The sequence below is a fragment of the Metapseudomonas boanensis genome, from assembly GCF_042232855.1.
Taxonomy (GTDB): domain Bacteria; phylum Pseudomonadota; class Gammaproteobacteria; order Pseudomonadales; family Pseudomonadaceae; genus Metapseudomonas; species Metapseudomonas boanensis.
This window is the reverse complement of the sequence record NZ_CP113889.1, coordinates 4070275-4092655: the sequence shown is the minus strand read 5'-3', so window position 1 is coordinate 4092655 and position 22381 is coordinate 4070275. Positions and strand designations below refer to the sequence as shown.

General features: G+C 62.2%; 22 protein-coding genes. 10 read left to right on the top strand and 12 right to left on the bottom strand.

The window, feature by feature from the left end; genetic code table 11:
* Nucleotides 1-15: 15 nt before the first annotated feature.
* Together OXH74_RS19150 and rlmKL are read right to left on the bottom strand one after the other, a co-directional pair.
* Nucleotides 16-2796: a diguanylate cyclase gene (locus tag OXH74_RS19150; protein WP_375738374.1), complete on the bottom strand. Its 2781-nt coding sequence runs from the start codon at nt 2794-2796 to the stop codon at nt 16-18.
* A 151-nt stretch (nt 2797-2947) separates the two neighbouring features.
* A complete protein-coding gene (rlmKL, locus tag OXH74_RS19145) occupies nt 2948-5134 on the bottom strand; it encodes a bifunctional 23S rRNA (guanine(2069)-N(7))-methyltransferase RlmK/23S rRNA (guanine(2445)-N(2))-methyltransferase RlmL (RefSeq protein ID WP_375738373.1) in 2187 nt (728 codons plus the stop codon).
* Nucleotides 5135-5562: 428 nt separating this feature from the next.
* Here rlmKL and rmf point away from each other — a divergent pair, with 428 nt between their 5' ends.
* On the top strand, nt 5563-5778 hold the full coding sequence (gene rmf, locus OXH74_RS19140) for a ribosome modulation factor (protein WP_016491998.1): 216 nt from the start codon (nt 5563-5565) through the stop codon (nt 5776-5778).
* Nucleotides 5779-5861: 83 nt separating this feature from the next.
* Here the strand turns inward: rmf and OXH74_RS19135 are convergent, their stop codons facing one another.
* Nucleotides 5862-6896, bottom strand: a complete 1035-nt coding sequence (locus tag OXH74_RS19135; RefSeq protein WP_375738372.1) for a quinone-dependent dihydroorotate dehydrogenase — start codon at nt 6894-6896, stop codon at nt 5862-5864.
* A 53-nt stretch (nt 6897-6949) separates the two neighbouring features.
* Complete coding sequence (locus tag OXH74_RS19130; protein ID WP_375738371.1) at nt 6950-7171, bottom strand: DUF2835 domain-containing protein; 222 nt, start codon at nt 7169-7171, stop codon at nt 6950-6952.
* A gap of 150 nt (nt 7172-7321) precedes the next feature.
* Between OXH74_RS19130 and OXH74_RS19125 the strand changes: the two genes are divergently transcribed.
* Nucleotides 7322-8194, top strand: coding sequence for a DUF6685 family protein (locus tag OXH74_RS19125; protein ID WP_375738370.1), 873 nt, complete (start codon nt 7322-7324; stop codon nt 8192-8194).
* A 91-nt stretch (nt 8195-8285) separates the two neighbouring features.
* Here the strand turns inward: OXH74_RS19125 and rluB are convergent, their stop codons facing one another.
* The 3 genes from rluB to OXH74_RS19110 all read right to left on the bottom strand — a co-directional run bounded on the left by rluB (nt 8286) and on the right by OXH74_RS19110 (nt 11198).
* Nucleotides 8286-9575, bottom strand: coding sequence for a 23S rRNA pseudouridine(2605) synthase RluB (gene rluB, locus OXH74_RS19120; protein ID WP_375738369.1), 1290 nt, complete (start codon nt 9573-9575; stop codon nt 8286-8288).
* A gap of 120 nt (nt 9576-9695) precedes the next feature.
* The gene (gene scpB, locus OXH74_RS19115; protein WP_375738368.1) at nt 9696-10499 is read right to left on the bottom strand and encodes an SMC-Scp complex subunit ScpB; all 804 of its coding nucleotides are present in this window, start codon (nt 10497-10499) and stop codon (nt 9696-9698) included.
* A complete protein-coding gene (locus tag OXH74_RS19110; RefSeq protein ID WP_375741647.1) occupies nt 10500-11198 on the bottom strand; it encodes a segregation and condensation protein A in 699 nt (232 codons plus the stop codon).
* Nucleotides 11199-11460: 262 nt separating this feature from the next.
* Here OXH74_RS19110 and OXH74_RS19105 point away from each other — a divergent pair, with 262 nt between their 5' ends.
* A complete protein-coding gene (locus tag OXH74_RS19105; RefSeq protein ID WP_375738367.1) occupies nt 11461-11817 on the top strand; it encodes a PA2779 family protein in 357 nt (118 codons plus the stop codon).
* 18 nt (nt 11818-11835) lie between these two features.
* Here the strand turns inward: OXH74_RS19105 and OXH74_RS19100 are convergent, their stop codons facing one another.
* Both OXH74_RS19100 and OXH74_RS19095 read right to left on the bottom strand, forming a co-directional pair.
* Nucleotides 11836-12465 (bottom strand): L-threonylcarbamoyladenylate synthase, encoded by a 630-nt coding sequence (locus OXH74_RS19100; protein WP_375738366.1) that lies wholly within the window; start codon nt 12463-12465, stop codon nt 11836-11838.
* A gap of 13 nt (nt 12466-12478) precedes the next feature.
* Complete coding sequence (locus OXH74_RS19095; protein WP_215370034.1) at nt 12479-13345, bottom strand: PHP domain-containing protein; 867 nt, start codon at nt 13343-13345, stop codon at nt 12479-12481.
* A 66-nt stretch (nt 13346-13411) separates the two neighbouring features.
* On the opposite strand from OXH74_RS19095, the gene OXH74_RS19090 reads away from it, so the two are divergent.
* The 5 genes from OXH74_RS19090 to OXH74_RS19070 all read left to right on the top strand — a co-directional run bounded on the left by OXH74_RS19090 (nt 13412) and on the right by OXH74_RS19070 (nt 17144).
* Entirely contained in the window at nt 13412-14002 is a 591-nt protein-coding gene (locus tag OXH74_RS19090) for a septation protein A (RefSeq protein ID WP_375738365.1), read from the top strand.
* An 8-nt stretch (nt 14003-14010) separates the two neighbouring features.
* The gene (locus OXH74_RS19085) at nt 14011-14310 is read left to right on the top strand and encodes a YciI family protein (protein WP_215370029.1); all 300 of its coding nucleotides are present in this window, start codon (nt 14011-14013) and stop codon (nt 14308-14310) included.
* 151 nt (nt 14311-14461) lie between these two features.
* The gene (locus OXH74_RS19080) at nt 14462-15139 is read left to right on the top strand and encodes a response regulator transcription factor (RefSeq protein WP_375738364.1); all 678 of its coding nucleotides are present in this window, start codon (nt 14462-14464) and stop codon (nt 15137-15139) included.
* Between the two features lie 181 nt (nt 15140-15320).
* Nucleotides 15321-15734 (top strand): Spy/CpxP family protein refolding chaperone, encoded by a 414-nt coding sequence (locus OXH74_RS19075; protein ID WP_375738363.1) that lies wholly within the window; start codon nt 15321-15323, stop codon nt 15732-15734.
* An 84-nt stretch (nt 15735-15818) separates the two neighbouring features.
* Entirely contained in the window at nt 15819-17144 is a 1326-nt protein-coding gene (locus tag OXH74_RS19070; RefSeq protein ID WP_375738362.1) for an ATP-binding protein, read from the top strand.
* Here the strand turns inward: OXH74_RS19070 and OXH74_RS19065 are convergent, their stop codons facing one another.
* Together OXH74_RS19065 and OXH74_RS19060 are read right to left on the bottom strand one after the other, a co-directional pair.
* Nucleotides 17145-17702 (bottom strand): nitroreductase family protein, encoded by a 558-nt coding sequence (locus tag OXH74_RS19065; RefSeq protein ID WP_375738361.1) that lies wholly within the window; start codon nt 17700-17702, stop codon nt 17145-17147.
* Between the two features lie 49 nt (nt 17703-17751).
* On the bottom strand, nt 17752-18123 hold the full coding sequence (locus OXH74_RS19060; RefSeq protein WP_375738360.1) for a YkgJ family cysteine cluster protein: 372 nt from the start codon (nt 18121-18123) through the stop codon (nt 17752-17754).
* A gap of 153 nt (nt 18124-18276) precedes the next feature.
* Between OXH74_RS19060 and OXH74_RS19055 the strand changes: the two genes are divergently transcribed.
* Both OXH74_RS19055 and OXH74_RS19050 read left to right on the top strand, forming a co-directional pair.
* Nucleotides 18277-19731, top strand: coding sequence for a TrkH family potassium uptake protein (locus OXH74_RS19055; protein ID WP_375738359.1), 1455 nt, complete (start codon nt 18277-18279; stop codon nt 19729-19731).
* A gap of 73 nt (nt 19732-19804) precedes the next feature.
* Complete coding sequence (locus tag OXH74_RS19050; protein WP_215370015.1) at nt 19805-21259, top strand: TrkH family potassium uptake protein; 1455 nt, start codon at nt 19805-19807, stop codon at nt 21257-21259.
* Between the two features lie 13 nt (nt 21260-21272).
* Here OXH74_RS19050 and OXH74_RS19045 read toward each other — a convergent pair whose 3' ends face one another.
* Complete coding sequence (locus OXH74_RS19045; RefSeq protein ID WP_375738358.1) at nt 21273-22277, bottom strand: AraC family transcriptional regulator; 1005 nt, start codon at nt 22275-22277, stop codon at nt 21273-21275.
* Nucleotides 22278-22381: the final 104 nt, after the last annotated feature.

Here is a 22381-nt window from a genome sequence, read left to right as displayed (position 1 = left end):
CGGGCGACCGCTGCATCACTCGGCAATGCGGATCGTATTGCGCCCGGCCTCCTTGGCCGCATAGACAGCAGAATCCACCCGTCGCAACAAGGCATTGGCGCCCTCCCCCTCACGCCAACTGGCACAGCCGAAGCTGGCGGTGACCCGACCGACGCCTGGTATCTCCTCCCGCTCCAGCGTCTGCCACAACGCCTGCGCCAATGACGCTGCCTGCTCGGCGTTGGTATCCGGGCAAAGCACCACGAACTCTTCTCCGCCAAAGCGGCATAACACGTCGATACGTCGCAGACGCTCACCAATCCTCTGGCAAATCACCTTCAGTACCCGATCCCCCACCTCATGGCCGAAGCGGTCGTTCACTTGCTTGAAATGGTCGACATCCAGCATCACCAGCGCCAACGGCCCCTCACGACGCTGAGCGCGTGCGATCTCAGTATCCAGGCGCTCCTGGAAGTAACGCCGGTTGTAGACGCCAGTCAAGGCGTCAGTCACCGACAGTGCCCGCAGCTCCTGCTCGACCAGCTTCAGACCGGTGATGTCGGTGAGATAGCCATGCCAGAGTGTCGTGCCGTCATCGTTGCGCTCGGGCACCGACTCTCCCCGCAACCAGCGCATCCCCTGACGTGGCAACAAGACACGGAAATCCTCGCGCCATGGGGTCAGGTCATTGGCTGAGCGGCGGATCGACTCCTGAACCCGCTCGTTATCGTCCGGGTGGATGCGCTCCATCAAGCGCCGCGCATCATTGCGCACATCCTCCGGCTCGACTTCGAATACTTCCCGGATTCCCGCACTGGTGTAAGGGAAGCAGGCCGAGCCATCCGCCTTCATCCGGCACTGATAGAGAACGCCCGGTACACGCGCACTGAGCTTCTCCAGCAACCGGTCACGAGCCTCCAGCGCCTGCTGGACGCGCTTGCGCTCCGTCACATCGATGGCAATGCCAAGGTAGCCCACACGCTCGTTTCGCTCATCCCGCACGCCCGTCAAGATCAGGCTGGCGGTCAGCTCGCTCCCATCACGCCGCAGAAATGTCCACTCGCGCTCGTCATATCGGTCTTCGGCTGTCACCGCTGCCACAAAGTCGAGCATGCTATCGACGGGCTTGCCCAAGCGCCGCCCCAGTTCCCGGCAACGTTGCTCGACCTCGGCGGCCAGATGCAAGTGTTCAGGATTTTTGCCCAGCATCTCCAACGCCAAATAGCCGAACATGCGCTCGGCACCGACATTGAACTGGAGCACGTTGCCATTGAGATCAGTGGCAATGATCGCCACCTGGGTCGCAGCGTTGAGCAGGCCGCGCAGCTGACCATTGGCCACCGCCAGTTGCAACTCCACCGCCTTGCTGGAGCTGATATCGGTCTGGGTACCAATCATCCGGCACGGAGCGCCATCGTTGCCCCACTCCATGACTTTGCCACGATCGAGCACCCAGACCCAGTGTCCATCCCTGTGCCGCATCCGGTGCTGACTCTGGTAGACGCTGCAAGCCCCCCGCAGATGTCGCTCCAACTCCAACCGCGCCTGGGGCTGGTCCTGTGGGTGGATCAGGCGCGTCCGCGCATCGAGCGTATCGTCAATGTCTGCTTCGCCATAGCCCAGCATCGACTTCCAGGCACGGGAGTAGAAAACCCTCCCAGCCCGGGTATCCCAATCCCAGACACCATGGCCCGCGCCATCCAGGGCGAAGCCCCAGCGCTCCTCGCTGAGTTGCAACTCCTGCTCACGCTCACGCAATGCATGGGTTCGTTCGGCAACTTCCAGCAGTGCACGCTGCCGCTGGTTGATGAGCAGGAACAGATATCCCGCCAGTAACAGGCTGAAGGCCAACCCACTGAGCGCGACCAGGCGCGCGGTCGAAAAAGGGCTCGAATCCAGGAAGGATTGACTTGGCATAACCTCCAGCAGGTACTTCCGGTCAGCGAAGGCAATCACCCGATACTCCCGCAACCCGCTCTGCACAGCCTTTCCGCTCGAGTACAGCAATTGTTCGCCAGCATCGCGGCTGACGTCACTCACTCGCATCACCAGACTTTCCAGGCTGCTCGGGGCGATCTCGGCCTCCATCTCAAGGCGCAGGCTTAGCACGGCGACCACGTAGCCACGCAAATTGCTCCCGGAGTCCGCCGGGGGATAGAAGACCGGGGCTACCAGGACAAGGCCGTTTGCCTCTTGATCCTGCACACCGAACACCTGAACCCGCTCACTGACGGCAGTGCTGCGACTTTTCCGAGCCTTCTGCAACACGCCGCGCCGGGCAGGAATGGAGTACAGGTCCATGCCCAGCGGCGGCTTGCCGATTCGCGTCGACACACTGAAATAAACCGGGAAGTACTCCGCCCGCTGAGGGCTGACACCCAGGTCACCTCGGCTATCGACATCACGAATGCTGAAGTCGGTGAGCCCCTCGGCACGCGCCATCTCTTCGAAGCGAGCCCGCTCGGCGTGGATGATGCGTGGCACCCAGGAATACGCCAGGGTGTCGCCCAGCATTGGCCCGACAAAGCTCTGGAATTCGTCGCGTTTCACATCGCGGGCGTTACTGAAGAAGCGTTGTACGGCGTTAAGCTCTGAGAGCTGGCCGTCCAGGCGCTCCTCGATGCGGCTGATGCGTTCGCTGGCAGCAAGCGTGAAACGCTCGCGTAACTGCGTCGCCTCGGAACGTCTGACCGCCTCGCTGACCAGCAAGGTCAGACCCAGCCCCCCCAGCACGGCCAGCAGACACGCCAGCCATGCCAGCGGGCGGCCGGGAAAACGTGCCGACAGGTTCAGTATTTCCTTCGCAAGCAACCGCATGCTCACTTCTCGGATCTGGGGGTGGAAAGACCGTCCCTGTGAGCATCAACATAGCGAGGTGGTGGCACTTTGCCTAGGAGAAACAGCGGCGTAACACCGCTGCCACCCAGTTGCCGGACGACCGGACCGAGCGGTCATCCGAATACCGCCGTCAGCGCGTTGTAAAGCGCCACGCCCGGTGGATCTTTGCGTTGCGGGCGAAGTCCGCATCGAGCGTCTGGGCACTGATGTCGGTTACCGAATAACGCGAGGACAAGCCCTCGTCCAACTGGAACTTGCGGAAGTTATTGGAGAAGTACAACACGCCGCCGGGCGCCAGGCGTGCCATCGCAAGATCGAGCAATTGGACGTGGTCGCGCTGAACGTCGAACACGCCCTCCATCCGCTTGGAGTTCGAGAAGGTGGGCGGATCAATGAAGATCAGGTCGTACTCGCCACGGTCCTCAGTCAGCCAGGCCATGACGTCGCCCTGCTGCAGCTTGTGCTTGTCAGAGAAACCATTCAACGCCAGGTTGCGACGGGCCCAATCCAGGTAGGTTTTCGACAGGTCGACACTGGTCGTGCTGCGCGCCCCTCCTTTGGCAGCATGGACGCTCGCCGTGGCGGTGTAGCAGAACAGGTTGAGGAAGCGCTTGCCGGACGACTCCCGCTGGATGCGCAAGCGCATCGGCCGATGGTCGAGGAACAGCCCGGTATCCAGGTAATCCGTGAGGTTCACCAGCAGCTTCACGCCGCCCTCACTGACCTCCATGAAGCGCCCTTCACTGCCTTGGCGTTCGTACTGCCGGGTACCGGTCTGACGTTCACGGCGTTTGACCACCACCCGCGAAGGATCAATGCCGAGTGCCTGGGGGATTGCCGCCAGGGCATCGAGCAGACGCCCCTGGGCCTTCTCCGGATTGATGGAGCGTGGCGGTGCGTACTCTTGGACATGCACCCAATCTCCGTAGAGATCTACAGCGAGTGCATATTCCGGCATATCTGCGTCATACAACCGGTAGCAGTCGATGCCCTCACGCTTGGCCCACTTGCCCAACTGCTTCAGGTTCTTCTGCAATCGGTTGGCAAACATCTGGCCACCCTCACTGAGGCGGGCCGGCTCGCTTTGCGTGGACACGTTGCTATCGCTGGAGCTTGCGCCATCGGCGCGGCGGGCACCGGTCACGAACTGCTCGGGCAGTACCTTGAGCAGCAACAGCTTGCAGGGCAGTGCGCCGTTCCAGAACGCGTACTGCTTGTGGCTGCGAATCCCCATACGTTTGCCAAGCTCGGGCGCGCCGGTGAACACCGCAGCTTCCCAGCCCAGGCACGCCTGACGCAGGCGCTCACCAAGGTTCTGGTAGAGGTAGAGAAGGCTGGCCTCATCGCCCAGGCGCTCGCCATAAGGCGGGTTGCTGATCACCAGGCCCTTCTGGCTACGATCCGGGCGTGGCTCGAAGGTCGCGAGCTCGCCCTGATAGATTTTCACCCACTCGCCCAGCCCGGCTCTCTCGATGTTATTGCGCGCAGGCTGGATCAGGCGAGGATCGGCTTCGTAACCACGAATCCAAAGCGGCGGCTGGCTGAGTCCCGTTTCAGCGCGTGCTTCGGCCTCCTCGGCCAGTTTCTTCCAGATCGCCGGAACATGGCCCAGCCAGGCTGAGAACCCCCAACGTTCGCGCTTGAGGTTTGGTGCGATATCGGCAGCCATCATGGCTGCTTCGACCAGGAACGTGCCGACGCCGCACATCGGATCGGCCAGCGCACCGCCCTCGGCGGCAATACGTGGCCAGCCCGCGCGCAGCAGGATCGCCGCTGCGAGGTTCTCCTTCAGCGGTGCGGCACCCTGCTGCAGTCGGTAGCCTCGCTGATGCAGGCTGTGGCCGGACAGGTCGAGGGAAAGAATCGCCTCACCCCGCTCGAGGCGCAGGTGCACGCGCAGGTCGGGATTCACCTTGTCGACCTTCGGACGAATGCCTTCAGCCGTCCGCAACCGATCGACGATGGCATCCTTCACCTTGAGGGCACCGAAATGTGTGTTGTCGATGCCTGAGCCGTGCCCGCTGAATTCCACCGCGAGGCTGCCGGCCGGGTCCAGATGCTCTTCCCAGTCCACATCGTGGACACCTTGGTACAGCTCCTCGGCATTCTCCAGCTTGAAGCGCTTGAGCACCAGCAGGACGCGGTTTGCCAACCGGGACCACAAGCACAAACGATAGGCGGTTTCCAGGTCGCCCTGCCCTCGCACAGCAGCCACCTGCTCACGGACATCCTGTAATCCCAGGCGAGTGGCCTCTTCGACCAGAAGTCCTTCAAGGCTTTTCGGGCAAGTGAGAAAAAGTTCGTATTGGTCCGACATGGGCGTTTCCAGAACCTCGGGCGATCAGCGGCACAGAAACAGGACTGTGCGGTGAAAAATAGTGTGACGTATGGCCGCAGAATGGCCCTTCGTCGGAAATGAAAATTCCTAATCTCGCGTCGCTGGCGAACTAGCAGATCGACAGCACGCATTCAGCCAGCCCACGTAACCCGCGGCTTTGGCCAGGAAGGAGCGAAAAATCCTTCCTACAGCTTATGGCCGTAACCCTATTTCGGTTACGCCCTTATGACAAATTGATCATTCACAGGCCTGGGTGCATTCGTTAGAAATCAGTCTATGCCGTCGCCGCAAGGGTGACGGCGGGAGACCCGTCACGCCGGCAACGGGCATCTGAAGGCAGAGGATTTCTGCCAGGTCCCACCAGGGGCCATTGGGACATAACAGTCAACAAATGAGGGCTACACCCTATGAGAAGACTTAAGCGTGATCCGATGGAGCGAGCATTCTTGCGCGGCTATCAGCACGGCATCAATGGCAAATCCCGCGACCTTTGTCCTTTCACCCATCCCACCACACGGCAAGCCTGGATCAACGGCTGGCGAGAAGGCCGTGGCGATAACTGGGATGGCTTGACCGGCACCGCCGGTATTCACCGCCTCAACGAACTCCACGCCGTCGGCTGACCCAGGATCACACCGACTTCATCAAGCACGCCCCATCCGGGCGGCGGGCGCAAGCCCAGGGGCTCCCTTCAAGGGAGCCCTTTTTATTTCCCTAAGCTCTTCGGCAACGCGGCAATGGCATCCACGGACTCGCGAATCAGCGCCGGGCCCTTGTAGATGAAACCTGAGTAGATCTGCACCAGGCTGGCCCCAGCCGCAATTTTCTCTGCGGCATGGCGGCCCTCGGTGATCCCACCAACGGCAATGATCGGCAGGCGTCCACCCAACTCGTCAGCCAGCACCTTGACCGTGTGCGTGCTCTTCTCCCGCACGGGTGCTCCTGACAGACCGCCAGCTTCGTCCCCGTGCGGCAACCCTTCCACACCTTCGCGGCCGAGGGTGGTGTTGGTGGCGATGACCGCGTCCATGCCGGACTCCAACAAGGCCTGCGCGACCAGGGCAGTTTCTTCATCACTCATGTCAGGAGCAATCTTGATTGCCAGCGGTACGTACTTGCCATGCACCTTGACCAGGCTTTCCTGACGGACCCGAAGGGCCTCGAGCAACTGCTTGAGCGAGTCGCCAAACTGCAGGCTGCGCAAGCCTGGGGTGTTGGGCGAACTGACGTTCACCGTGACATAGCTTGCATGGGCATAAACCTTGTCCAGGCAGGCCAGGTAATCATCCACGGCGCGCTCGACCGGGGTGTCGAAGTTCTTGCCGATGTTGATACCTAGCACGCCCTTGTACTTTGCCGCGCGCACACGGGCAAGCAAGTGGTCGACGCCTTGGTTGTTGAAGCCCATACGGTTGATGATGGCCTCGGCTTCCGGGAGCCGGAACAGTCGCGGCTTCGGATTACCCGGCTGCGGGCGCGGTGTCACGGTGCCGATCTCGATGAAGCCAAAACCCAGTTGGGCGAAGCCGTCGATGGCATCACCGTTCTTGTCCAGGCCAGCCGCAAGTCCCACCGGATTAGGGAACTCAAGCCCCATTACCTTGACCGGCAAACTGGCCGGTTCCTTGGTCAGCAGGCGATTGAGGCCCAGGCGACCACCCGCACCAATCAGGTCGATGGACAGTTCATGGGAGGTTTCAGGAGAGAGCGAGAACAGCAGTTCGCGGGCCAGGGAGTACATGGTCGGATATCGATCGGCGATGTGGGCCGGCGATTATAGCTGCGCAACCCCCATCACGCGAGGCGATGCAGACTCAACAGACGGCCATCTCCACTGAACTCCAGTTGGAAGCAACCGCGCACACCCTCATGACCAATATACGGCCGCAGGTGATGGGCCGGCAGGCTCACCCTGCGGCCATCTCGGCTTTTCAGTAATATACGATTTGCGCGACCTTGGTAGACTGCCAGGAACGCTTCGGCAGCCAGGGAAATATCCAGCACGAGACTGGGCACGGAGGCATCCTCGAAAATGTCCACGATGATTATGCCAATCCGTTTGTATACATTCGGCTTCCGCCAAGCGGAATTGGCCACGGTTGATTGTGCGACGGCAACAACCTTCTGCCACACTGCCAGTCGTGACCCGGGAGTATCCAACAGGCCATGAGCATGCTGCTGCCCAATACGCTGACCGCCCGCTTGGCTGCATTGGCCCAGCGTTTTGGCCTTGGTAATCAGGCACCGCGGCGGATCTTCGAAAAAGCCTGCCAGCTCCGGCTTCCGTTTGCGCCCCTACCCAAAATCGAGCCCAGCATCTGGTGGCAGGCCGGCCCACCCCTGCAGCGGCTGGTCGAACTGCCGCGAGGCGCACTGTCTGGCCCCGTTCAGGAGCACAAGGCCGACGCCCACGCTGTTTTGATTCGCCTGGTGGAACGGAAACAGCATCAGCTGCCCAGCATTGACCTGCGCCAGGTCGACGGGCTGAACAACAGCAATGTGGACCTGCCCCCGACGCCCAGCTTCGAGGATTACCTGGCCAGCCTGCACATCCGGTCCGTCAAAATCATCAGCTACAAGGACTTCATCAAGGCCATCAGCCTGCCGTTGCCGAGATTCCTCGCCGGCGACCCCATCAACCTCTGTCGGGCCAGTTGGCTCGGCAGCCGAATGTTCTGGTGTGGCGAGCAACACACCGAGGCATTTGCTGCTGCCATCTCCTATGCGCGACTGCGCCAACTGGAAACCACGCTGCCCGCCGAGGTGACCCATTACCAGCTCAGGCCGGAAGGACTGGCGCAGCTGGATATGCGCTACCACATGCTGGCAATGCCCACGCAAGCCTGGAGCGATCCGGCTTTCATGGGACTTTTGCTGGACACCGGCATTCCCTATTCCCGCCTGAAGTTCCTGCGCAATGTCGGTGCCCCCGAGTTCCTCATGCTGCCTAAAGACCATGTCGAGGCCACGGCATTGGGCGAAGGGCTACGCCTGGTGGGTGCCACCGACGTCGTGCGTTACCTGAGCGCGTTGAGCTGATCTTGGCACCTCGCTGGAAACACCAGCCCATACCATCGCGAATGAACAAAGGGCCCCATTGGGCCCCTTGTGCATTCACTGGCTGAAGCGATCAGCGGCGGCGGCCAAAGCCAGGACGCTGCCCCTCGCTAGCCGGCGGGCCGCTGCGCTTGTTCTCCGGGCGCTGCGGCTTGGGCTTGCGCGCGGGACGATCAGCCAACTCGACCGCCGGACGCTCGTGTTGCGGCTTGCCCGGACGCTTCTTGTTGACGTCTCGAGGACGCTCAGCGACCGGCGTGCCACGACCTTCACCACCGCGAGCGGCCGGACGGGGTGCACGAGCCGGACGATCGCTCGACTCATTCCGCGGCCCACGGGCTGGACGCTCACCTGATTCACTGCGTGGGCCACGTGCCGGACGCTCGCTCGAATCGCTTCGCGGGCCACGAGCAGGACGCTCACCCGAATCGCTACGCGGGCCACGTGCCGGACGCTCGCTCGAATCGCTGCGCGGCCCGCGGACCGGGCGCTCGACGTCGTCACGACGCGGTGCGCGGGCAGGAACCGGCTTCGCCGACTTACGCTGCAGACGGTCCAGCTTTTCGCGGGACTTGCCCTTCATGGCAGGTAAAGCCACTGGCTTCAGGCCAACTTCGGCACTCAGAATGTCGACTTCGCCTTGGCTCATCTCGCGCCAGCGCCCCATCGTCAGGTCGGAGGTCATGAACACCGGACCGAAACGCACCCGCTTCAGACGGCTGACCACCAGCCCCTGGGACTCCCAGAGACGACGCACTTCGCGGTTACGGCCTTCCATCACCACGCAGTGGTACCAATGATTGAGTCCTTCGCCGCCAGGTGCTTCCTGGATATCGGTGAACTTGGCCGGGCCATCATCCAGCATCACGCCCTGCTTGAGGTTCGCGAGGATTTCGTCAGTGACTTCACCTCGCACGCGCACGGCGTACTCGCGGTCCATTTCATATGAGGGGTGCATCAGGCGATTGGCCAACTCACCATCAGTGGTGAACAGCAGCAGACCGGTCGTATTGATGTCTAGGCGGCCGATGTTGATCCAGCGACCCGCCTTCAGGCGCGGCAGACGTTCGAAAACAGTGGGGCGGCCCTCCGGATCGTCACGGGTGCAGACTTCACCATCTGGCTTGTTGTAGATCAGTACGCGGCGAACGCTCTCAATCGCTTCTTCCCGTTTGAGCAGACGACCATCGACGCTGATGGCGTCATGGGTGTCAACGCGTTGGCCCAGGCTGGCAACCTCGCCATTGACCTTGACACGGCCTTCACTGATCCAGGCCTCAATATCGCGGCGCGAGGCCAGCCCCATACGGGCCAGGACCTTCTGCAGCTTTTCCCCTGCGGGGCTGTATTCGATGTCACTCATCTGGGCACCTCCCGGTGTAGCAGACAAAAAGGCCGCGCATCATACGCGGCCGACGGAGCTCAGGCTAGTTGAGTCGTGCCTCCGCGTCAGCCCATCCGCCGACCAGCGGCCAGACTGCAATCAATTAAGCACTTCATCGGACAGCGGCTCGTCATCATCTTCGGCCATCACGGCCTCGTCTTCGTCTTCGTCTTCGTCTTCGTCTGCATCCTGCAGCAGATCATCGAAGTCGGTCTTCAAGCCCTGCTCCATATCATCGAGCTCTGCCAGCAGCGAGCGGAAGCTAGTCTCCTCGCGAGGCTCGGCGGACACCTGCGCATCAGCACGGGCCTGCAATCCCTCCGGTACGGGTACGTCGTCTTCATCCAGCCCCAGCACCGGTTCCGGCTCCAGCTCACGTAGTGCGGCCAGTGGTGGCAGCTCTTCCAGGCTCTTCAGGTTGAAATGGTCGAGAAATGCCCTGGTGGTGGCAAACATCGCTGGCTTGCCAGGGACGTCGCGGTATCCAACGATCCGAATCCACTCACGCTCGAGCAAAGTCTTGATGGTCTGGCTGTTGACCGCCACGCCACGAACGTCTTCGATCTCGCCGCGCGTGATGGGCTGCCGATAGGCAATCAGCGCCAGAGTTTCCAGCATCGCCCGCGAATAACGCTGCGGGCGCTCCTCCCAAAGACGGCCCACCCAAGGCGAATAGCATTCACGCACCTGCAGGCGATAGCCGGATGCCACCTCATTGAGCTCGAACGCCCTGCCCTCGCAACTTTTCGCCAGGATCGCCAGGGCTGAACGGATCAACGACAACTCCGGACGCTCGCCCTCCTCAAAGAGCTCAGCCAAACGCTCAAGCGACAGGGGCTTGCCAGAGGCCAGCAGAAAGGCTTCCAGCAGAAAGGCGAGTTCCTTGGGGTCGTTCAGGTTCATTTATTCGGCTCGGGCACGCACGTGGATCGGGGCGAAGGGCTCATTCTGCACCAGTTCGACCAGGGATTCCTTGATCAGCTCCAATACCGCCATGAAGGTCACCACCACGCCGAGGCGCCCTTCCTCCGCAGCGAACAGGGCGACGAACGGGACGAAAGCGCCGCCCTTGAGCTTCTCCAGCACTTCGCTCATGCGCTCGCGGGTAGATAGCGCCTCACGGGTGACCTGGTGGCTTTCGAATAGATCAGCACGGCGCAACACCTCAGCCATCGAAAGCAGCAGTTCTTCCAGGCAGACGTCCGGCAGCAGCTTGCGCGCACGCGCCTGCGGGGCGTCCAGCCGCGGCACCGTCAGGTCGCGGCCTACACGGGGCAGCTCATCGATGCCTTCTGCCGCCTGCTTGAAGCGCTCGTACTCCTGCAAGCGACGAATCAGCTCTGCCCGCGGGTCTTCTTCCTCGGCCTCAACCTCGTTGGAGCGCGGCAGGAGCATGCGGGACTTGATCTCGGCGAGCATGGCGGCCATCACCAGGTATTCGGCCGCGAGTTCCAGACGCACCGATTTCATCAGCTCCACGTAGGCCATGTACTGATGGGTGATCGCGGCGACCGGGATATCGAGAATGTCGATGTTCTGCTTGCGAATCAGGTAGAGCAGCAAGTCGAGTGGGCCTTCGAAAGCCTCGAGGAAGATTTCCAGCGCGTCGGGCGGGATGTAAAGGTCCTGCGGCAACTCGGTGATCGCCTGACCGTAGACCAGGGCAAAAGGCAACTCCTGCTGGGCGCTGGCCTGCTCCTCGCCAGCCTCGGTTGGCGGCGTGTCTTGCATGGGATCCTCTCATCAGGCCTGGGGCGCTGACGTTACCAGTCAGTAGGAAAGCGCTGAAAGTATCACTCTGTGCCAGACTTACAAAGCACGAACCAGTCCACGGATGTCTCAAGCGGAAACTCGGGAGGATGCCATGAAACGACTGACCCTGATGTCCAGCGCTGCCTTGATCCTCATTTGCCTCGCTCTGCTGCCCGCCGCGACCGCCCAAGCTGGCCTCATCAGCACGCAGGAGGCGATAGCGACTCAGCAAATCCAGGATGATCACGCCAAGATCGAAGCATTTCTCTCGCAAGCCACCGTCGCGGACGAAATGCAGTCATTGGGTGTCGATCCGGCCACAGCCCGGGCCCGCGTAAAAGCCCTGACGGCGGAGGAAGCTGCTCAATTATCGCAGCGCATCGACTCGCTGCCGGCAGGCGGAGCACTGAGCGGGACGGATTTCCTGCTCATTCTGCTGATCGTGATCGTGGTGGCAATCCTGCTCTGAGTCGATGCGAGGCCGAGGTTATTCCTCGCTCAGGAAAGGCTCAGGGTCGCCACAGCCCACGCGCACCACCTCGGGCTCGCCTTCGGACAGGTTGATCACGGTGGAGGCCTCCATCCCGCCGGGGCCGCCATCGATGATAAGGTCGACCTGATGCTCGAGGATCTGGCGCATTTCGTAGGGGTCGCTCATCGGTAGCGTTTCGCCCGGCAGAATCAGACTGGTGCTCATCAGCGGCGCCCCCAGTTGCTCCAGCAGCGCCAAGGCGATGGGATGGTTCGGCACGCGTAGCCCAATGGTCCGCCGTTTTGGATGCATGAGCATGCGCGGGACCTCCCGGGTCGCACTGAGGATGAACGTATACGGACCCGGGGTATGCCCCTTCAGCAGTCGGAACGCCGCGGTATCGACCTTGGCGAACACGCCCAATTCCGACAGGTCTCGACACACCAGGGTGAAATTGTGCTTTTCATCCAGGCGACGCAGCCGGCGGATTCGCTCCACCGCCCCCTTGTCGCCGATCAGGCAACCCAGCGCGTAAGATGAGTCCGTCGGATAGACGATCACGCCACCGGCCTTGATGATCTCCACTGCCTGTTTTATCAGGCGCGGCTGGGGGTTTTCCGGGTGTACCTGGAAAAATTGACTCACGACTTCTCCCTGTTCAGAGGGCAGCAATATGGCTGTGTGCATGGCGGAAGCGCGCCCAGATTGGCGGCAAATCGTCCGGCAACGGTCGGTACATGCCCAGCTCCGACCATTCGCAGGGTGCATGAAAATCGCTTCCGGCACTCACCAACATGCCGAACTCGCGCGCCAAACCGGCCAAGCAACCTACCTGGTCAGCGGGCTGTAGGCCATTGGCGACTTCGAGCGCATGGCCTCCAGCCTTGATGAAGTCGGCCACCAGCTTGCGTCGCTTGGCGCCAGTGAAATTGTATTGCCAGGGGTGTGCCAGGCTGATCCAGGCGCCCGCAGCACGTAGCGTACCAACTGCCTCTTCCAAGGTGGGCCAATGCTGTTTCACATCGCCAAGCTTGCCCGCGCCCAGCCATTTTCGGAACGCGTCGGAACGATCGCTGACATGGCCTTCGCGCACGAGAAACTCGGCAAAATGCGGACGTGCCGGGGCGTTACCGCTGTCCCCCAGCTGCTGTTGTACGGCTCGAGCGCCTTCCAGGGCGCCGGGCATACCCTTGGCGGCTAAGCGACGTGAGATTTCTTCTGCGCGGGCCCAACGCCCCTCGCGCAGCGAGGCAATCGCCGCGACCAGCGCCGGCGCATCCGTGTCGAACGCATAGCCCAGGACGTGGATAGTCGCGCCACCCCAGGTGCAAGACAGCTCGATGCCGTTTATCAGTTGCATATCCAGCGACTTGGCCGCTTCGCGGGCCTCATCCAGCCCCTCCAGGGTATCGTGGTCGGTCAGCGCCAGGACCTGTACACCGCGCTCGCGCGCGCGCGCAACCAGGGCGGCGGGGGCCAGGGCGCCATCGGAGGCTGTACTGTGGCAGTGCAGGTCAATCTGCATGGGGTCGGCTTTCGCTAAGGGAATGGTTTGTTATTATGCCGCCACATCCCGCTTCTGGCTGCCGCCGTGAAACAATTCATCGACTTCATCCCGCTTATCCTCTTCTTCATCGTCTACAAACTGGATCCTCGCGCCGTCGACCTTGCCGGGCATACCTATATGCTAGGCGGAATTTTCAGCGCTACCGCCGTTTTGATCGTCAGTTCGCTGATCGTCTACGGCACCCTGTTCCTGCTCCAGCGTCGGCTGGAAAAAGGCCAATGGCTGACCTTGGTGGCGTGCCTGGTATTCGGCGGCATGACCCTGGCCTTCCACAGCGAGACCTTCCTCAAATGGAAGGCACCGGTCGTGAACTGGTTGTTCGCCCTGGGCTTTGCTGCCAGCCACTTCATTGGTGACAAGCCACTGATCCAGCGCATCATGGGCCACGCGGTCAATCTGCCCCAGCCAATCTGGGTCCGCCTGAACGTGGCGTGGATCATGTTCTTCCTGGCCTGCGGCTTCGCCAACCTGTTCGTGGCCTTCACCTTCCACGAGTTCTGGGTCGACTTCAAAGTCTTCGGCAGCTTGGGCATGACCGTATTGTTCCTGGTCGGACAGGGCATCTTCCTCGCCCGTCACATCCATGACGGCGAAACCCAGAAACCTCACCAATAAGGACCGCCATGCTCTACGCCATCATTGCTAGCGACGTTGCCAACTCCCTGGAGAACCGCCTCGCCAGCCGCCCTGCACACCTCGCCCGCCTGGAGCAACTGAAGGCCGAAGGCCGCCTCGTGCTGGCGGGCCCGCACCCCGCCGTAGACAGCAACGACCCAGGTAGCGCGGGCTTCACTGGCAGCCTGATCGTCGCCGAGTTCGAATCCCTGGCCGCAGCACAGGCCTGGGCGGACGCAGACCCCTACCGCGCAGCCGGCGTCTACGCGGACGTGCTGGTAAAACCGTTCAAGCAGGTCTACCCCTGAGATAACTGCGCGCACTGTCTTCGTCGGCGAGCCGCAAGCCGACTCGCCGTGGATGGTGGCGTCCCCGTCCTTTCCCAGGAGAGCGGCATGCCCGCTCGCGGTAGCCAACGACATCGCCGCCAATGGATCAATTGACCTATACCCCTACCCCATGAGCGAACTGCTGCTTATCGACGACGACCAGGAGCTCTGCGAGCTCCTGATCAGTTGGCTTGGCCAGGAAGGCTTCAGCGCGCGTGCGTGCCACGATGGCCGCTCGGCACGCCTCGCCCTCGCCGAACAGACACCCGCCGCCGTGGTGCTTGATGTCATGCTGCCCGACGGCAGCGGCCTGGAACTACTCAAGCAACTGCGCAGCGACCACCCGGAACTGCCGGTGCTGATGCTCTCGGCACGCGGCGAGCCCCTGGACCGGATCCTCGGCCTGGAGCTGGGCGCCGATGACTACCTGGCCAAACCCTGCGACCCACGCGAGCTCACGGCCCGCCTGCGCGCCGTGCTGCGCCGCACACTGCCGCCCCAGCAGTCCAGCCAACTGGAACTGGGTGACCTTTGCTACAGCCCGGTGCGCGGCGTCGTGACCATCGGTGACCACGAGATCAGCCTGACCCTGTCCGAAGGCCGGATCCTGGAAGCCCTGCTGCGCCAGCCCGGTGAGCCCCTTGATAAGCAACACCTGGCGCAACTGGCGCTGGGACGCAAGCTCACCCTATACGACCGCAGCCTCGACATGCACGTCAGCAACCTGCGCAAGAAGCTCGGTCTGCATGCCGACGGCCGCCCGCGCATCCTGGCGCTGCGTAGCCGCGGCTACTACTACAGCGCCTGACAGCGGCAGCCCCATCGGCGATGCTACACAGCGTCTCGCGAATGAGTTCGCTCCTACAAACGCTCAACCTGACCGGCACCTCTTTACTCAGGCTTTACCCTCGGCTGACTGCCCTTGACCCTGCCATCCCTAGACTGGGCACATCCGGCAACTGGCCGGAATCAAGACGAGGAGAACCACCATGCGCAAGACACTCACCGCCCTGCTGCTCGCCGCCGCACTGCCTACTGTGGCCATGGCCATGCCTGAAGGCGGCCCGCGCCACGAACACGGTTACGGTGGCGCGCGCATGTTCAAAGAGCTGGACCTTACCCGCGAGCAGCGCCAGGAAATCGGCAAACTGATGCGCGAACAGATGAAAAGCCGCCACGAGATCACCCAGCGCTACCTGGGCAAACTGCCCGCCGCCGAGCGAAAGGCCATGCAGGACGAGCTGAAAGCCGCTGAAACCAAGAATCACGACGCGATCCGCGCGCAGCTCAAACCCGAGCAGCAGCAAGCCTTCGACGACCTGCAGAAGAAGCTGGAAGAGCGCCGTGCCGAACGCGCCGAGTTCGAGGCCTGGAAGGCTGAGAAGGACAAAAAGGCCCAGTAACACCCGCGGCCCCGTGCCGACGGCCCACTACCCTGCCCATCAGGCCAGCCGGCCTGGTGGGCTTTGCTGTTCAGGAGTATTCGAGTGCGCTCACTGTTCTGGCGGATTCTCGCAACCCTGTGGCTGGCCCTGGCTATCGTAGCCGGTCTGTCGATCCTGCTTGGCCGCGCCCTGAATCAGGACGCCTGGATCCTCAGCCGTCATCCCGCCCTGCAAGGACTCGCCGAGCAGTTGGTCCAGCGCTATGAAACCCAGGGCCCAGGCGACACCCAGAGCTACCTCGAGCGCTTCCGGCACCGCGCCCGGATCGACGTGCAGATACTTAACGACACCGGACATCCGGTGGTGGAAGGCACCTTCCCGCCACGCGCCGCGGCTTTCGAGGCGCGCCACCCCAACAAGCGCCGACTGCCCTGGCGCCGACTGACTGAGGAGTACACCAGCCCCACCAGCAACGAGTCCTACCTGCTGATCTACCGCATTCCCTACCCGGAACTCGATGCCTGGCACCGTGGGAGCCTTCTGTGGCCAATCAGTGCCCTGGTCATTGCATTGGTGGTGCTGACCCTGTTCAGCCTGGCGCTGACCCTGTCCATTACCCGGCCGCTTAACCGCCTACGTCGTGCTGTCCACGACCTGGGGCAAACCGCCTACCAGCAGGACAGCCTGTCCAGGCTGGCCCGCCGCCGCGACGAGCTCGGCGTACTTGCAGGTGATTTCAACCGCATGGGACAACGACTCCAGGGGCTGATTGGCAGTCAACGCCAATTGCTGCGTGATGTCTCCCATGAACTACGCTCGCCACTCGCCCGTCTGCGGGTAGCCCTTGCCCTGGCTGAGCGTGCCACCCCAGAGCAGCGCGATCGCCTCTGGCCCCGACTCAGCCAAGAATGCGACCGGCTTGAAGCCTTGATCAGCGAAATTCTCGCACTGGCACGCCTGGATGCAGAGCCAGGCGCCCGCCAACCGATCCAGCTACGCCCGCTACTGGACGAACTGGTCGACGATGCCAAGCTGCTGGATCCGGAACAGGTCCTGCGAGTCGAATGTGAAAGCGGAGTCCAGCTGGACGGCTGGCGCGACATGCTGGAACGCGCATTGGACAACCTCCTGCGCAACGCCCTGCGCTTCAACTCGCCCGGGCAGCCCATCGAGATCGCGGCATACCAGGAAGCGGATCGGTTACTGATCCGCGTGCGCGACCACGGGCCTGGAGTCGCCTCGGAGCACCTGACACGACTGGGTGAGCCGTTCTACCGCGCGCCCAACCAGGCCGCGGCAGGTCACGGTCTTGGCCTGGCCATCGCCCGCCGCGCGGCGGAGCGCCATGGCGGTACCTTGAAGCTGGAGAATCGCCCCGATGGGGGCTTCGCCGCCACCCTGGAGCTTCCGTTATCCCCTGAATTCTGATCAGGCCCAGGCCTTGACGAAGTCTGCTGGCTGCAGCTCTGGCGGATTGCGTCGCTCGCCCGCAACGCTGCCCAGGTAGAGGAAACCAACGATGCGCTCCTGCTCACTCAGGCCGAGTCCGGCGGCCACCTGGCGGTCATAGCTCATCTCTCCTGTGCGCCACATGGCCCCAAGGCCTTGGGCATGGGCGGCAAGCAGTATGCCGTGAGCGGCACAACCGGCAGACAGCAGTTGCTCGCCCTCCGGCACCTTGTGACCTGCCTGCAACGTGGCAATAACCACCACCAGGAGCGGGGCACGCAGCGGCATGGCACGCGCCTTGGCGATGGCTTGCTCAGACGCCTCCGGGTCCTTGCTTAGCAGCGCAGAGGCGAACAGTTCGCCGAGCTTGTCACGCGCCGCGCCCTCAACGGTCAGGAAACGCCACGGCCGCAGATAACCATGATCCGGCGCCCGCAATGCCGCCCGGAACAAGAGCTCGCGCTGGGCTGCATCAGGTGCAGGCTCCTGAAGGCGGGCCAGGGATACACGATTAAGCAGAGCGTCGAGAGCCTCCATCGGCCACCTCCAGATTCCAAAGAGCCGGCATTCTATCTGATGGAGATCGTCAGGCCACCCGATCCGGCACCTGGTGCGGTTGCAAGGGCGGTGTCAAAGGCGGCATGCCGTAGGCTGCTCGCGCTGTATCGCAATGGGGGTTGTGCTCACCATTGGTCCAGGACGCCTCGAACTCCCGACAGGTGCTGGAGCGGTGCTCGTACAAGGCACAGCGTACGCCGCAACCCACCTCGCCGAGTAGGCCGACACAACGCACGGGCTTGCTCTCGGTCCCCTGCATAGCAACCAGATGGGGGCTGATCTGGACTACCCGATCATCCGGCACGATACCGCCGGCGGACTGGCACTCACCCCAAAAGAAAGACACACGAAAATGCGCGCAACAGGCGCCGCACGCCAAGCATGGATTGGATTCGGACATGATGATGAACAGATCTCAGAAACCGGCAAGGGCCGGCGCTTGGCTGGCTATTCTATCCCGCGCAATAAACTTGTGAAGCCCCCATGGGGCCGTTCCTTCGGCCTGGGCGGATGCGTAGAATGGCGCGCCTGACTCCCAGTCCAAGAGGACTCCATGTCCCTCCCGACCCTGCGCATGATCGGCTTCATCATCGGCCTCTTTCTCATCACCTTGGCCGTCAGCATGGTCTTCCCCATGCTCACTCTGTTGATGTTCGAGCGCACCGACGACCTGGATGCGTTCCTGTGGTCGAGCCTGGTCACCTTTGTCGCGGGGCTGGCGGTGGTCCTGCCCGGGCGCCCCGAACACGTTCACCTGCGCCCGCGGGACATGTACATGCTGACCACCGCCAGCTGGGTGGTGGTGTGCTGCTTCGCCGCCTTGCCGATGGTGCTGATCCAGCACATCAGCTACACGGACTCCTTCTTCGAGACCATGTCCGGCATCACCACCACCGGCTCGACGGTCCTGACCGGCCTCGACAGCGCATCCCCAGGACTGCTGATCTGGCGCTCGATGCTGCACTGGCTGGGCGGTATCGGTTTTATCGGCATGGCAGTGGCGATCCTGCCGCTGCTGCGGGTCGGTGGCATGCGCCTGTTCCAGACCGAGTCATCCGACTGGGGTGAGAAGGTGATGCCCCGCTCGCACATGGTGGCCAAGTTCATCTTGCTCGTTTACACAAGCCTGACAGTAATTGGCGCCTTTGCGTTCTGGGCTGCCGGCATGACCCCATTCGAGTCGATCAACCACTCGATGGCAGCAATCTCCACGGGTGGTTTCTCCACATCGGACTCGTCGTTGGCCAACTGGAAACAACCGGCCGTGCACTGGGTAGCGGTGATTCTGATGATGCTCGGTAGCCTGCCATTTACCCTCTACGTGGCGACCTTTCGCGGTCACCGCAAAGCGCTCCTCAAGGATCACCAGGTTCGCGGGTTCGTCGGCTTCCTGGTGGCCTCCTGGCTGGTTGTTGGCACCTGGCTGTGGGCCAACTCCGAGAATAACTGGATGGACGCGGTCCGAATCGTTGCCGTCAACATCACCTCCGTTGTGACCACGACAGGCTTCGCCTTGGGCGACTACACGCTCTGGGGCAGCTTCTCGGTCATGCTGTTCTTCTATCTCACCTTCGTCGGCGGTTGTTCGGGCTCCACGGCCGGCGGCCTGAAAATCTTCCGCTTCCAGGTGGCCTACCAGTTGCTCAAGGCCAACCTCCAGCAATTGGTGCATCCTCGCGCGGTGATCAAACAACAATACAACGGCCACAACCTGGACGACGACATCGTCCGCTCGCTGATCACCTTTTCCTTCTTCTTCACCATCACCATCGGTGTGATTGCCCTGGGCCTCTGCCTGATCGGGCTCGACTGGGTCACCGCGTTGACCGGTGCCGCCACTGCCGTCTGCAACGTTGGCCCCGGACTGGGGCCGATCATCGGACCGGTAGGCAACTTCTCGACCCTCCCAGACTCCGCCAAGTGGCTGCTTACCGTCGGCATGCTCCTAGGCCGACTGGAAATCCTGACGGTGCTGGTGTTGCTCACCCCGGCCTTCTGGAAACACTGAGATCACCGTTTAACCCGATGCTTGGCGCAGCTAGAATTGCGCCTTTCGCCCAGCTTCCAGGAACGCACACCCAATGGCCCTGCCGACTCTGCGCATCATCGGCTTCCTAATCGGCATCTTTCTCATCACCCTGGCTGTGAGCATGGCGATTCCCGCCTCGATACTGGTGGCCTACGAGCGCACCCAGGACATCAATGCCTTTATCTGGTCGAGCCTGATTACCTTCATTGCAGGCCTCGGGCTGGTCATCCCAGGTCGCCCGGAGCAGGTGCATCTGCGCCCCAGGGACATGTATCTGCTCACGGTAAGCAGTTGGATCGTTGTCGGGACCTTCGCGTCCCTGCCCTTCCTCTTTACCCAGCATCTGAGTTTCACCGATGCCTATTTCGAGAGCATGTCCGGGATCACCGCCACTGGTGCCACCGTGCTCAGCGGCCTGGACACCATGTCCCCGGGCATCCTGATGTGGCGCTCACTGCTGCACTGGCTGGGTGGTATCGGCTTCATCGGCATGGCAGTAGCGATCCTGCCGCTACTGCGCATCGGCGGAATGCGGCTGTTCCAGACGGAGTCCTCCGACCGCTCGGAAAAGGTCATGCCCCGCTCGCACATGGTGGCCAAGTACATCGTGGTGGTGTATGTCGGCTTCACCATATTGGGCACCCTGGCCTTCTGGATGGCCGGCATGAACGGCTTCGACGCGGTCAACCACGCCATGTCGGCCATCGCCACCGGCGGTTTCTCCACGTCGGACCAGTCACTGGCGAAGTGGGACCAACCTGCCGTTCACTGGGTTGCGGTGGTGGTGATGATCCTCGGCAGTCTGCCGTTCATGCTGTACGTTTCCGTCCTGCGCGGAAATCGCAATGCCTTGCTCAGGGACCAGCAAGTGCGCGGTTTTCTGGGGATGCTACTGGGCATCTGGGCGGTGTTGGGCACCTGGTACTGGCTTACCACCGAACTGCACTGGCTCGACGCCCTGCGCCACGTCGCGGTGAACACCACGTCCATTCTTACCACTACCGGCTTCGCCCTTGGCGATTACAGCCTGTGGGGCAATTTCTCGCTGATGCTGTTCTTCTATCTGGGATTCGTAGGCGGCTGCTCCGGCTCCACGGCAGGGGGCATCAAGATCTTCCGCTTCCAGGTGGCCTATATCCTGCTCAAGGCCAACCTCTATCAGCTGATCCACCCTCGCGCGGTAATCAAGCAGCAGTACAACGGCCATCGCCTGGACGAGGATATCGTCCGTTCGATTCTGACGTTCTCCTTCTTTTTCACCATCATCATCTGCGTTATAGCCCTGGGCCTCTCGCTGATGGGGCTGGACTGGATCACGTCGCTAACCGGCGCAGCGGCTACCGTCTCAGGCGTGGGGCCGGGCCTGGGCGAGATCATCGGCCCAGCCGGCAACTTCTCCAGCCTACCCGACGGCGCCAAATGGTTGCTCACCCTCGGCATGCTCCTGGGTCGGCTGGAGATCCTTACCGTGCTGGTGCTTTGCACTCCCTACTTCTGGCGACACTGAGGCCGCCAGTGGATCACTCGAGGCGCGCGCGGTACTCACCGGGCGTGCTATCGAACCAGCGACGGAAGGCCCGGAAGAAATTGCTGGGATCGGCAAAGCCCAGCAGGTAGGCAATCTCCAGCAGCGTCAGGCTCGGCTGTGCAAGGTACTGCTCAGCCAGATCGCGACGGGTGTCATCGAGCAACTGCTGGAAGCTCGTTCCCTCCTCCTGCAGGCGACGCTGCAAGGTGCGCTCAGACAGGCACAAGGTGCGCGCCACCACCTCGCGCTTCGGCTCCCCCTGAGGCAGCAGCCGACAAAGTACCTGCCGCGCCTGGTGGGTAACCCGACTACCAGAGAACCGGGCCAGGAAGTCACCCGCGAACCGGTCATGCAACTGCGCCAGGGACTCGTTGGCGGTCGGCAACTTGGCTTCCATGTCAGCGCGGCTGAACAGCAGCGAACACTGCTCGGCGTTGAAGCGCAATGGTGCCTGAAACACCTGCCGATAAGGCTCCAGATTCGCCGGCGGCCCGCCCTGGAAACGAATTTCCAGGGGATTGATCGACCGCCCCGTCATCCAACGGCAGAACGCCAGGCAATAGGCCATCGATGCTTCCGCACTTTGCCGTGCCGGTGGCAGGCGATCGCCATGCACCGCCAGACTGAGGGCATAACCTTCGGTTGTTGAGTCGAAGCTCAGGTCAGCCCCCTCGGCAATGATCCGCTGATATCGCACCAGGCGAGCGAAGCCTTCCTTCAAGGTCCGGCTGGACATCAACGCATACCCGACCACATGGAAAGAAGCCGGGCGTACCACTTTCGCCATGTTCAGGCCAATGGCCGGATTCCCCGACAGCTCGACCGCACGCAGCCACAAGCGCGTCATGCCATCCTGCGGGAAACGCGCATCGGGGTCGCTAAGCGCCTGGTAGTCAAGGCCGAGTTCGGGAAACAGGCTATGGCAGTCGACTCCGCCCATTTCCAGGGCCTGCACAATGCCAAGGGCCCAGCTCGAAGAGGTGGTGCGTTCGCTCATGACGCCTTCTTATGATGGGTTCAGGACAACTCGCGTCGAGGCGAGACGAGTTGGCGACCAAGAATACTCACCCTGGTCGCGGCATATCCAGCCCGCCCCAGGTC